This window comes from Mycobacterium sp. NGS48, assembly GCF_059812585.1.
The window spans coordinates 1-11,007 of record NZ_JCALCY010000032.1 but is presented as its reverse complement, the minus strand read 5'-3'; the positions used below and the strand labels follow the sequence as shown (position 1 = coordinate 11,007).

Below are 11,007 nucleotides of genomic sequence, written 5' to 3'. Positions count from 1 at the left end.
ACCTTCACGTCCCGGTTTTCGTCATTCATCCGTTCAGAGCTACCCAGCCCCGCGACGGGTAAACCTTCGCAGCTTCAGTTCAACTTCGCTGGCTACCGTGCCGGCATGACAACCACGGCCGGCGCCGCCGAGGCGATCCCGGCACGGCTGGCGCGTGCGCTGGACTTGTTGAACTTCTCACTGGCCGACGTGCGCGACGGTTTGGGTCCCTACCTGTCGATTTATCTGTTGCTGACCTACCACTGGGACCAGGCCTCGATCGGGTTCGTGATGGCCATCGGCGGCATTGCGGCGATCGTGGCGCAAACGCCGGTGGGTGCAGTGGTCGACCGCACCACGGCCAAGCGGGCACTAATGATCGCCGGAGCGGTATTCGTCACTGCGGGGGCCCTGGCGATGCCGCTGTTTCCCGCCTTCTACTCGATCTCGGCGCTACAGGCGGTCACCGGGATCGCCGGTTCGGTGTTCGCTCCTGGCCTGGCGGCAATCACCCTGGGCGTGGTGGGGCCGGGGCACTTCGCCCGGCGGATCGGGCGCAACGAGTCGTTCAACCATGCCGGCAACGCCGCCGCCGCGACCACCACCGGTGGACTGGCCTACTTCTTCGGCCCGGCGGTGGTGTTCTGGGTGCTGGCGGCCATGGGGCTGCTCAGCGTGGCGGCCACACTGCGGATCCCGGCGCAGGCCATCGACCACGACGTGGCGCGCGGCATGGACCACGCACCCGGGCAGCCGCACGCGCAGCCGTCCCGATTGGCGGTGTTGCTGCACAACCGGCGATTGATGATTTTCGCCGCCGCGGTAGTGGCGTTTCATTTCGCCAACGCGGCCATGCTGCCGCTGGTCGGTCAGGTGCTGGCGCTGCAGAACAAGCAGCGGGGCACCGCATTGATGGCGGCTTGCATTGTGGCAGCCCAGGTGGTGATGGTGCCGGTGGCCTATATCGCCGGCGCCAAGGCCGACAGCTGGGGGCGCAAACCCATCTTCTTGGTCGGTTTCGCGGTGTTGGCCGCCCGCGGCTTCCTCTACACGCTGTCGGACAACTCGTCTTGGCTGGTGGTTGTGCAACTGCTCGACGGGGTGGGTGCGGGCATTTTCGGGGCACTGTTTCCCCTGGTCGTGCAGGACGTCACGCATGGCACCGGGCGGTTCAACATCAGCCTGGGCGCCGTCACCACCGCCTGGGGCGTGGGTGCTGCGCTGTCGAATTTCGCCGCCGGTTGGATCGTGGTGGCGGCGGGCTACCACGCGGCATTCCTGGCCTTGGGCGGGCTGGCCGGCAGCGGATTCGTCCTCTACCTGCTCGCTATGCCCGAAACCGGCCCGGCGGCGACGAATGTCCGCCCCACCGTTGCATCGCGATAGTTTCCGATATATCGTTGCAATATCGTTCACGCATCCAGGCGTGACTCCATCAGAAACGAGACACACCATGAGCGCACCTTTCCGCCCTTACGGAATGCCTTTTGTGGGTGGGCCCCCCGAGGGCTTCGGCCTTGGTCCACAGGCTCACAGCACCGTGCACGAAAAGGGCCGCTCGGCTCGATCCGAGGTCCGCGGGAACCTCCGCAGCCATGGCCGCGGGCACGACAACGCGGGCGGTGCGAAATTCGGAGCGGGGTTGGGTCGCGGGTTCAAACCCGGCGGCTTCGGGCCCGGCGGGTTCGGGCCCGGCGGGTTCGGTCCCGGCGGGGCAGGACCCGGCGGGTTCGGTTTCGGGCTCGGGTTTGGCCCCGGCCCGCGCGGTGGCCGCCGCGGTGGCCCGGGTCGGCGCGGTCGCCGCGGCGACGTTCGTGCCGCCATCCTGGTGCTGTTGGCCGAGCGACCGATGCACGGTTACGAGATGATCCAGGAGATCGCCGGGCGCAGCCAGGATCTGTGGCGCCCCAGCCCGGGCTCGGTGTACCCGACCCTGCAGATGCTGGTCGACGAGGGACTCTGCGTCGGGTCGGAAGTCGAGGGAACCAAAAAGCTTTTCGAGCTGACTGAGGACGGCCGCGCAGCTGCCAAGAAGATCGCGACCCCGCCGTGGGAGGAGATCGCCGACGGGGTTGACCCGTCGCACCTCAACCTACAAACCGCCGTCGGCCAAATGCTCGCGTCGGTAGCGCAAGCCGCGCATGCGGCAACCCGTGAGCAGCAGCAGCGCATCATCGACGTCGTCAACAATGCGAGGCGCGAGATCTACACCGTGCTCAGCGAAGACGAGTAGCTGCTTCCGCCCGCGAGCGTGCGTGAAATACGTTGCGGCATCGGCGTGTCGACCGGGGACACGCACGCTCGCGGGAAGGGGTGAGCGGTCACGAAACGTCGACCCAGTCCAGGGTGCGCTGCACCGCCTTGCGCCAGCCCGCGTATCCCGCGGCGCGCTCGTCGTCGCTCCACGCCGGCGACCAACGCTTGTCCTCTCGCCAATTAGCCTGCAACTCAGTGGGATCGGCCCAGAACCCCACTGCCAGACCGGCGGCGTAGGCCGCCCCCAGTGCCGTGGTCTCGGCGATCACCGGTCGCACCACGTCGACACCGAGCACGTCGGCCTGGATCTGCATGCACAAATCGTTGGCGGTGATACCGCCGTCGACTTTGAGAACCTCCAGGCGCACGCCGGAGTCGGCTGCCATCGCGTCGACCACATCGCGGCTCTGGTAGCAAATCGATTCCAGGGTCGCGCGGGCCAGATGTGCGTTGGTGTTGTACCGCGACAACCCAACGATCGCGCCGCGGGCATCTGATCGCCAGTACGGGGCGAACAAGCCGGAAAACGCCGGAACGAAATACACGCCGCCGTTGTCGTCGACCTGACGGGCCAGCGCCTCGCTCTGCGCGGCGCCGCTGATGATGCCCAGCTGGTCGCGCAGCCACTGCACAGCCGAGCCGGTAACCGCGATCGAACCTTCCAGGGCGTAAACGGGTTTGGCGTCGCCGAACTGATAGCAGACGGTGGTCAACAAGCCGTTGGCTGAGCGCACGATCTCCTCCCCGGTGTTGAGCAGGAGGAAATTGCCGGTGCCGTAGGTGTTCTTGGCATCTCCGGGCGACAGGCACACCTGCCCGACCATCGCCGCGTGCTGGTCGCCCAGGATGCCGGTGATCGGCACCTCACCGCCGAGCGGGCCGCTGTCCCGCGTGACCCCGTATGGCTGCGGCGCCGACGACGGCGCAATAGCGGGCAGCATCACCCGCGGTATCCCGAACAGCGAGAGAAGCTCGTCGTCCCAGTCCAACGTCTCCAGATTCATCAACATGGTCCGGCTGGCATTGGTGACGTCGGTGACATGCACGCCGCCGCGCGGACCGCCGGTGAGATTCCACGCCAGCCAGGTATCGGCGGTGCCGAAGACGGCGTCGCCCTGTTCGGCGGCAGCGCGTACACCGTCGACGTTGTCTAGAATCCATTGCAGTTTCCCGCCGGAGAAATACGTCGCCGGCGGCAGGCCGGCTTTACGCCGGATCACCTCGCCGCGGCCGTCGCGGTCCAGCGCCGATGCGATCCGGTCGGTGCGGGTGTCCTGCCAGACGATCGCGTTGCAATAGGGCCTGCCGGTGTGCTTGTTCCACACCAGTGTGGTCTCCCGCTGATTCGTAATGCCCAGCGCCGCAATGTCTCCGGGTGCAAGGTTGGTCCTGTTCAGCACCGATACCAGCACCGAGGCAGTGCGCTCCCAGATCTCGACCGGGTCATGCTCGACCCAGCCCGCTCGCGGCAGGATCTGCTCATGCTCAAGCTGGTGGCGGCCCACCTCGGCCCCATCGTGGTCGAAAATCATGCAGCGGGTGCTGGTGGTGCCCTGGTCGATCGAGGCGATGAACTCAGCCACTTGCTCTCCTCCGCGGGACGGCGGCCACTGCGTGTAATCGTCCATGATGGTCTATGTGGGCAGACGAACGTTCGACCTCGAGAGCATGCCGCGCGGCGGTCCCAAGGCGTCGTGCCTGGACCGGCTCTTGCAGACCGATCGGCTGGAATATCTGGACCGCGACGACGTCGACGACCGCAAGCATGCGGTGGTTCGATCCCTGGACCGCTTCGGGCGACTGTTCGGTCACCACCAGATGTTCGCCCGCATTGCGCTCGACGAGATCGCCGACGTGCCCGATCCCAAGATTCTCGAGCTCGGCTCGGGTCATGGTGGGCTGGCCAGGGCGCTGCTGGAGATGCATCCCACTGCCGACGTGACGGTGACCGACATCGAACCCGCTTCGGTGGCCGCGATCGCCGCCGGTGATCTGGGCAGCCACCCGCGGGCTGCCGTGCTTCAGATGGATGCGACGGCCATCGACGCGCCGGATGGCTCCTACGACCTGGCGGTGTTCGCAATGTCGTTTCACCACCTGCCGCCGGCAGCGGCGGCCCAGGCGTTGGCCGAGGGGAGCCGCGCGGCGGACAAGCTACTGATCATCGATTTGCCCCGGCCGCCCTCGCTGCTGCACATCGCCCAGTTGGCCTCGATGCTGCCGCTGGCAATAGTGATCCCGATGGCACACGACGGTGTGATCAGCTCGCTGCGCGCCTACAGCCCGTCGGCACTGCGAGCGCTGGCCCGGCACGCGGACCCGGCGATCCAGCTGGAGCTGCGCGGCGGCGGCTTGGTCAATTCCCCGCTTCGGCCGCGCCCGCAGATCGTGGTGGCCAGTCGCTTGCGCGAGCGTCGCTGAACCTGTTGCATCGGCGATGTGGGCGAAGAGGTCAAACGGGCCGCGTACAGCCATGCGCACCGACAGGAATACCGGCGCAAGGTGCAGTTGTGCCTAGACGTCTTCGAGACGATGCTCGCGCAATCCAGCTTCGAGTTCGACCATCCGCTGACCGGGATGGAGATCGAATGCAATCTCGTCGACGGCAACTACCAGCCGGCGATGTCGAATCAGCATGTGCTGGCGGCGATCGGCGATCCGGCCTACCAGACCGAATTAGGGGCCTACAACATCGAATTCAACGTCCCGCCCCGGTCGCTGCCCGGTCGTACCGCAATCGAGTTGGAAGCCGACGTGCGGGCGAGTTTGAACGACGCCGAGACTAAGGCCAACGCCGACAACGCGCACATCGTGACGATTGGAATCCTGCCGACGCTGATGCCCGAGCATCTGCGCGGCGGGTGGATGAGCGACTCCACCCGTTATCAAGCTCTCAACGACTCGATCTTTCGGGCTCGCGGTGAGGATCTGCAGATCGACATCGGCGGGGCCGAACCACTCAGCTTGAATTCTGCCACGATCGCTCCCGAATCTGCTTGCACCAGTATGCAATTGCATCTGCAGGTGTCCCCCGCTGATTTCGCCGACAACTGGAACGCGGCGCAGGTGCTGGCCGGTCCACAGCTGGCGCTCGGCGCGAATTCGCCGTACTTCTTCGGCCATCACCTGTGGGCAGAGACTCGCATCGAACTGTTCACCCAGTCTACCGACACCCGGCCGGACGAGCTGAAAACCCAAGGGGTGCGGCCTCGAGTGTGGTTCGGGGAGCGCTGGATCACGTCGATCTTCGACCTCTTCGAAGAGAATGTGCGCTATTTCCCGTCGCTGTTGCCCGAGGTGTCTGACGAAGATCCGGTTGCCGAGCTCGCCGCCGGCCGTACGCCACAGCTTTCGGAGTTACGCCTGCACAACGGAACCGTGTATCGCTGGAACCGGCCGGTGTATGACGTCGTCGACGGCCGGCCCCATCTGCGAGTGGAGAACCGAGTGCTGCCGGCGGGACCGACCGTCGTCGACATGCTGGCCAATTCGGCGTTCTACTACGGCATGCTGCGTACGTTGTCGGAGGAGGACCGCCCGGTGTGGACCAAGATGAATTTCTCCGCGGCGCATACAAATTTCCGCAAAGCGGCCCGTTATGGCCTGGACGCCCAGTTGTATTGGCCGGGTTTGGGTGAGGTGACCACCGCCGAACTGGTGTTGCGGCAACTGTTGCCGATGGCCTATGAGGGCCTGCAGGCCTGGGGTGTCGCCGCTGAGGTGCGCGACCGGTTTCTGGGTGTGATCGAGGGCCGCGCGAAAACCGGCCGTAACGGGGCAACCTGGCAGGTGGCCACGGTGCGGGCGTTGCAAGCCGGCGGGATGACTCGGCCCGCGGCGCTGGCTGAGATGCTGCACCGCTACTGCGACCACATGCACAGCAATGAGCCGGTGCACACCTGGGAGACGATGACCACGCCCGAGTAGGTTGGAGCTCATGGCGAATGAAGTGATGGATTGGGACAACGCATACCGGCAGGAAGGCGTTTTCGAGGGACCGCCGCCATGGAATATCGGTGAGCCGCAGCCGGAATTGGCTACCTTGATCCGGGACGGCAAGGTCCGCAGCGACGTGCTCGACGCGGGCTGCGGCTACGCCGAACTGTCGCTGGCGCTGGCGGCCGAAGGCTACACCGTGGTCGGTATCGATCTCACCGCGACCGCTGTCGCGGCCGCAACCAAGGCCGCCGACGAACGCGGATTGCGCACTGCGAGTTTCGCCCAAGCCGACATCACCTCGTTCACCGGCTATGACGGCCGCTTCAATACGGTGATCGATTCCACGTTGTTTCACTCGCTGCCGGTGGAGGGCCGCGACGGCTACCTGCGCTCGATACTCCAGGCCGCGGCGCCGGGCGCGGTGTATTACGTCTTGGTTTTCGCCAAAGCCGCTTTCCCGCCCGAGGCGGAGCAGGGGCCTAACACGGTCGACGAGGACGAATTGCGGGCCGCGGTGAACAAGTACTGGCAGATCGACGAGATCCGTCCGGCATTCATCCACGCGAACATGCCACCCAGCGCGCCCGATGCCCCAATTCAGCTGCCGGAGTTCCCCAAAGACGACAAGGGCCGGTCAAAATTGCCGGCCTATTTGGTGACCGCGCATAAAACCGACTGAGAAGCGGCGCGATCTCAAGTGGTGGCTGCAGTCGCCTCGGCCAGCGCGGCGGCGAACGTCGTCAAATCGTCGGTGGTGGTGTCGACGTGCGGCGAGATTCGCAAAACCGGTTCGGTCAATTCCTTCGGCGCCCGCTCCACACCCGCAGCCGTCGTCACGATCTGACGGTGGTCGATCAGCCAGGACCGCACGACGTCTGGTTGGGTCCCGTTGATCGGGACCAGAGTAGTGATCGCGCTCGGCTCGTCGGGTGATTCGACGACCCGCCAGCCGCGCACATCGGCCAGCACGGTGCGGCTGTCACGGCCCACCCGAGCCAGACGTTGCCGCACCGCCGCCGGCCCGGCGGCCAGATGCTCGCCCAGCGCAACCGAAAAGCCCACCCGTGCGGCAACATTGGCTTCACCGAGCTCGAGTCGCTGGGCCACCGACAGCGACGACACCCATTCCGGCGGTGGCAACCGCGGCTGCAGCCGCTGCATCAGCGACCGACGCACGGCAAGAGCGCCGACACCGCGCGGGCCGGCGAGCCATTTGCGCGACGACGTGTAGGTGACATCGGCGCCTACTGCACAGTCCACCTGGCCCAGCCCCTGAGCGCCGTCGACAACCAACGGCAAACCCAGCTCGCCGCATAGGCGCGCCACCTCGGCCAGCGGCTGCACGATGCCGCGGTGACTCGCCACAACGGTCAAATGCACCAGCTCCGGCGGGTCGGTGGCCAGCCGCACGGCCGCTTCGTCGATCGCGATCCGCCCGTCGCCATCAGTTGGCAAGGGGCGGCTGGCGAAGCCGTGCGCGGCCATCACCGCCAAGTTGGGGCCGTATTCACCCGGCAGGCAGGCCAGAGTCCGGCCGCCCGGCGGCCAACTGCTCAGCAGCAGGTCGAGTGCGTGCAGCGAGCCGGTGGTGAACACCACCTCGGCATCGGGCATGCCGGCCAGCGCGGCGACGGCGGCGCGCCCGGCGTCCAGCACCGGTACTGCGGCGGCCGCGGCGACGTAGCCGCCGACTTCGGACTCGTGGCGGGCGTGCCGGGCTGCGGCATCGAGCACAGCCAGGCTCTGCCGCGAACAGGCTGCACTGTCCAGGTGCAGCCCGGCGACCGGCGGACGGGCCGACCGCCAGCCGTCTGCCAGCGAGGTCACTTGGCGGCCAGCGACAGCCCGAAGTCGCCGGCGCCGTCGGTCCACCACCGGGTGCGCCGCAGCCCGACAGCGGCCAGTTCGGCGGCCACCGTCTCGGGCCGGAACTTGCACGAGACCTCGGTGAGCATCTCCTCACCGGCGGTGAACTCGGCGGTCAGGTCGAGCGCCCGAATCTGCACGCGCTGCGGTCGTTCGGCGCGTAGCCACATCTCCATCCGCTGCTCTTCCGCGTTCCAACGGGCGACGTGCGCATAGGCTTCGACGTCGAAATCCGCGTCGAGTTCCCGGTTGACCACCGAGAGCACGTTGCGGTTGAACCGCGCCGTCACTCCTGCGGCGTCGTCATATGCCTGGATCAGCCGCTCGGTGTCCTTGACGAGATCGGTGCCCAGCAGCAGAGTGTCGCCCGGCCGCAACACTGCCGCCAGCGACGCCAGGAACTCGGCACGCGGCCCAGCGGTCAGATTGCCGATCGTTGACCCCAGGAACACGAACAGCCGCCGCCCTCCGCCGGGAATTTCAGCCAGATGCTCCTCGAAATCACCACAGACCGCGGCGATTTCGACGCCGGGATATTCCCGCTGCACTGCCGATGCGGCCACCGACAGTATGTTGGCGTCGACATCGAACGGCACGTATCTGCGCAGCGCGCCGCGATCACGCAGCGCATCCAGCAGCATCCGGGTCTTCTCGGACGTCCCGCTGCCCAGCTCGACCAGGGTGTCCGCGCCGGTGGCCGATGCCACCTCGGCTGAGCAGCTACGCAGGATTTCGGCTTCCGCGCGGGTCGGGTAATACTCCGGGAGCCGGGTGATTTGATCGAATAGCTCGCTGCCCACCGAGTCGTAGAACCACTTGGGCGGCAGAGATTTCGGGTCCTGTCGTAGGCCGTTGAGTACATCGCGCCGCAGCGCCTGGTAGGCGGAGTCCGCGGCCAGGTGGTTGGACAGCGTCAGCGTCATCAAGCTCCTCTCAGTGCGGTCAAGGTGACGCCGTCCGCGGTGACCTCGACGAGGTGGCGGTCGGGCACATCCTCCCAGTCCGGGTCGTCGTCATAGGGTTCGCTGGCCACCACCACGCCGTCGCGGCGGCGCAACACCGACAACGTGTCGCCCCATGTGGTGGCCAACAGCCGGGAACCGTTCGCCGCCAGGACATTCAGCCGGGCCACGGGATCAGCCGTCCCGAGTTCTACGATGGTTTCAGCAAGGTTGTCACAGCCTCGGCTAAAAATCAGCGCGGCGAGAAGCGCACTGTCACACATGGATTCGGCCGATAGGGTGGGTGGCAGAATCGACCGGTCGACGACTCCGTTGTGGGATAGCAGCCACTGACCATCGGTGAACGGCGCGACGGCGCTGACTTCGATCGGCATGCCGACCGTGGCGGAACGCACAGCGGCAACGACGCAGTGGCTGCGCAGCGCCGGAGCGATGGAATCGAAGGACGCGTCACCCCACAGCGGGGCAGCGCTGCGCCACCGCCGCGGCGTTACGCCGTCGAAAAACCCTACGCCCCAACCGTCGGCGTTCATCAGGCAATGCTTCTGACGACGCGGCGCATAGGACTGCACCCGCAGTCCGTAGGGCGGGTCGAGCACCAGCGCCGAGACGGCGACCTCGCGGCCTAGCCAGCCCAGGTGTCGACACATCAGATGTCCCAAGCCAATCGGACGCCGGCGAAGATTTGCCGACGATACGGGTGATCCCAGTTGCGGAAGCTGGGCCGCAGAGTTTCCGGCGCAACGGCCCACGACCCGCCGCGCAGCACCCGGTAGTCACCGCCGAAGAACGGCTGTGAGTAGCGCCGATAGATCATCGGCGTGAATCCCGGCCACGGCTGCAGCGGTGAGGTGGTCCACTCCCACACGTCGCCGAGCGTCTGCTCGACTCCGTAAGCCGACGCCCCGTCCGGGTAGGCGCCGACCGGCGCCGGGCGCAGCGCCGCACCGCCAAGGTTGGCACGCATCGGGGACAAATCGTCGCCGCCCCACGGATAGCGACGTCGCGCGGCCGCGGCCGGATCCCACGCGCAGGCCTTCTCCCATTCGGCTTCGGTGGGCAGCCGGGCATCTGCCCATGCGGCGTAGGCCTCGGCTTCGAAAAAGCTGACGTGCTGGACCGGTTCGTCGGCGGGAATGTTTTCGACGTGGCCGAACCGGATTCGCGTTTGACTGTCGGCGTCCCAGAACTGCGGTGCAGTCAGCCCAGCGCTCCGGCAGTGCTCCCAGCCGCGCGTCGACCACCACCGCGGCTGGCGGTAGCCGCCGTCGTCGATGAACTGCCGCCATTCACCGTTGGTGACCGGGACCCGGCCGATCCGGAAGGCCGGGACGTCGACGACGTGGGCCGGGCGCTCGTTGTCCAACGAGAACGGTTCGTCGGCGGGGTCGACGCCGAGCACGAACGGGCCCGCGGGCACCAGCACCGATGTGCCGGCCAGACCTGGCCGGGCCGGCGGCAACGGTGTCCCGGTGGGCAGTAACGCCGAGCCGATCCGCAGATTCAGCGCCTGCAACATCGTCTCGTCGTGCTGATTTTCGTGGCTGACCACCATCCCGAAGACGAATCCGGCATCGGGCTCGTCGGGCAGCGCGTCCAGCGCGTCGAGCGCCGCCGACCGCACCGTATCGCAGTATGCGCGCGCCTGTTTCGGTGACAGCAGCGGCAGCTCGACGCGGCTGGCGCGGGAGTGCACGAAGGCGTCGTAGAGGCTTTCGACGTCCGGCGGCAACCTCCCCGGCCGATCCGGGGCACCGCCACGCAGCAGCCACAGCTCTTCCTGCTGGCCGATGTGCGCCAGGTCCCACACCAGCGGGCTCATCAACGGGTCGTACTGGCGCCGCAGCTCGGTGTCGTCGAAATCGACCAGCCGTAGCGTGCGCTCCCGGGCCCGAGTCAGAGCACCGGCCAGCGTTTCTCGTGAATTCACGACTCCCCTTGCGCCAACCGGGTGACCATCGGTGCGATACCGTGCGCGATCACTTGGTCGGAGAAGTCGTCGGCA

General features: G+C 66.9%; 10 protein-coding genes. 5 read left to right on the top strand and 5 right to left on the bottom strand.

Going from position 1 to position 11,007, the window contains the following annotated elements:
* Nucleotides 1-105: 105 nt before the first annotated feature.
* Both AC5Y42_RS23415 and AC5Y42_RS23410 read left to right on the top strand, forming a co-directional pair.
* Entirely contained in the window at nt 106-1,365 is a 1,260-nt protein-coding gene (locus AC5Y42_RS23415; RefSeq protein WP_499900950.1) for an MFS transporter, read from the top strand.
* Between the two features lie 67 nt (nt 1,366-1,432).
* Entirely contained in the window at nt 1,433-2,212 is a 780-nt protein-coding gene (locus AC5Y42_RS23410; protein WP_499900949.1) for a PadR family transcriptional regulator, read from the top strand.
* An 88-nt stretch (nt 2,213-2,300) separates the two neighbouring features.
* Here AC5Y42_RS23410 and glpK read toward each other — a convergent pair whose 3' ends face one another.
* Nucleotides 2,301-3,863 carry a glycerol kinase GlpK gene (glpK, locus tag AC5Y42_RS23405; RefSeq protein WP_499900948.1) on the bottom strand — a complete coding sequence of 521 codons (1,563 nt, stop codon included), beginning with the start codon at nt 3,861-3,863 and terminating at the stop codon, nt 2,301-2,303.
* Between the two features lies 1 nt (nt 3,864).
* Here glpK and AC5Y42_RS23400 point away from each other — a divergent pair, with 1 nt between their 5' ends.
* The 3 genes from AC5Y42_RS23400 to AC5Y42_RS23390 are packed head-to-tail and all read left to right on the top strand — an operon-like array spanning nt 3,865 to nt 6,853.
* Nucleotides 3,865-4,656, top strand: coding sequence for a class I SAM-dependent methyltransferase (locus AC5Y42_RS23400; RefSeq protein ID WP_499900951.1), 792 nt, complete (start codon nt 3,865-3,867; stop codon nt 4,654-4,656).
* An 18-nt stretch (nt 4,657-4,674) separates the two neighbouring features.
* Complete coding sequence (locus AC5Y42_RS23395; protein WP_499900947.1) at nt 4,675-6,162, top strand: glutamate-cysteine ligase family protein; 1,488 nt, start codon at nt 4,675-4,677, stop codon at nt 6,160-6,162.
* Nucleotides 6,163-6,172: 10 nt separating this feature from the next.
* Nucleotides 6,173-6,853: a class I SAM-dependent methyltransferase gene (locus AC5Y42_RS23390; RefSeq protein ID WP_499900946.1), complete on the top strand. Its 681-nt coding sequence runs from the start codon at nt 6,173-6,175 to the stop codon at nt 6,851-6,853.
* Nucleotides 6,854-6,867: 14 nt separating this feature from the next.
* Here the strand turns inward: AC5Y42_RS23390 and egtE are convergent, their stop codons facing one another.
* The 4 genes from egtE to egtB are packed head-to-tail and all read right to left on the bottom strand — an operon-like array spanning nt 6,868 to nt 10,932.
* Complete coding sequence (gene egtE, locus AC5Y42_RS23385) at nt 6,868-8,001, bottom strand: ergothioneine biosynthesis PLP-dependent enzyme EgtE (RefSeq protein WP_499900945.1); 1,134 nt, start codon at nt 7,999-8,001, stop codon at nt 6,868-6,870.
* Nucleotides 7,998-8,963, bottom strand: a complete 966-nt coding sequence (gene egtD, locus AC5Y42_RS23380) for an L-histidine N(alpha)-methyltransferase (protein ID WP_499900944.1) — start codon at nt 8,961-8,963, stop codon at nt 7,998-8,000. The genes egtE and egtD overlap by 4 nt, the downstream gene beginning before the upstream one ends.
* Nucleotides 8,963-9,652, bottom strand: coding sequence for an ergothioneine biosynthesis protein EgtC (gene egtC / locus AC5Y42_RS23375; protein WP_499900943.1), 690 nt, complete (start codon nt 9,650-9,652; stop codon nt 8,963-8,965). Before egtC ends, egtD begins: the two co-directional genes overlap by 1 nt.
* Complete coding sequence (egtB, locus tag AC5Y42_RS23370; protein WP_499900942.1) at nt 9,652-10,932, bottom strand: ergothioneine biosynthesis protein EgtB; 1,281 nt, start codon at nt 10,930-10,932, stop codon at nt 9,652-9,654. Before egtB ends, egtC begins: the two co-directional genes overlap by 1 nt.
* Nucleotides 10,933-11,007 lie beyond the last annotated feature (75 nt).

What these genes read in the sequence shown, in the direction of transcription:
- glpK (WP_499900948.1), bottom strand. Translation starts at nt 3,863, where the DNA reads ATGGACGATTACACGCAGTGGCCGCCGTCCCGCGGAGGAGAGCAAGTG.
- egtD (WP_499900944.1), bottom strand. Translation starts at nt 8,963, where the DNA reads ATGACGCTGACGCTGTCCAACCACCTGGCCGCGGACTCCGCCTACCAG.
- AC5Y42_RS23390 (WP_499900946.1), top strand. Translation starts at nt 6,173, where the DNA reads ATGGCGAATGAAGTGATGGATTGGGACAACGCATACCGGCAGGAAGGC.
- AC5Y42_RS23415 (WP_499900950.1), top strand. Translation starts at nt 106, where the DNA reads ATGACAACCACGGCCGGCGCCGCCGAGGCGATCCCGGCACGGCTGGCG.
- egtC (WP_499900943.1), bottom strand. Translation starts at nt 9,652, where the DNA reads ATGTGTCGACACCTGGGCTGGCTAGGCCGCGAGGTCGCCGTCTCGGCG.
- AC5Y42_RS23410 (WP_499900949.1), top strand. Translation starts at nt 1,433, where the DNA reads ATGAGCGCACCTTTCCGCCCTTACGGAATGCCTTTTGTGGGTGGGCCC.
- AC5Y42_RS23400 (WP_499900951.1), top strand. Translation starts at nt 3,865, where the DNA reads ATGGTCTATGTGGGCAGACGAACGTTCGACCTCGAGAGCATGCCGCGC.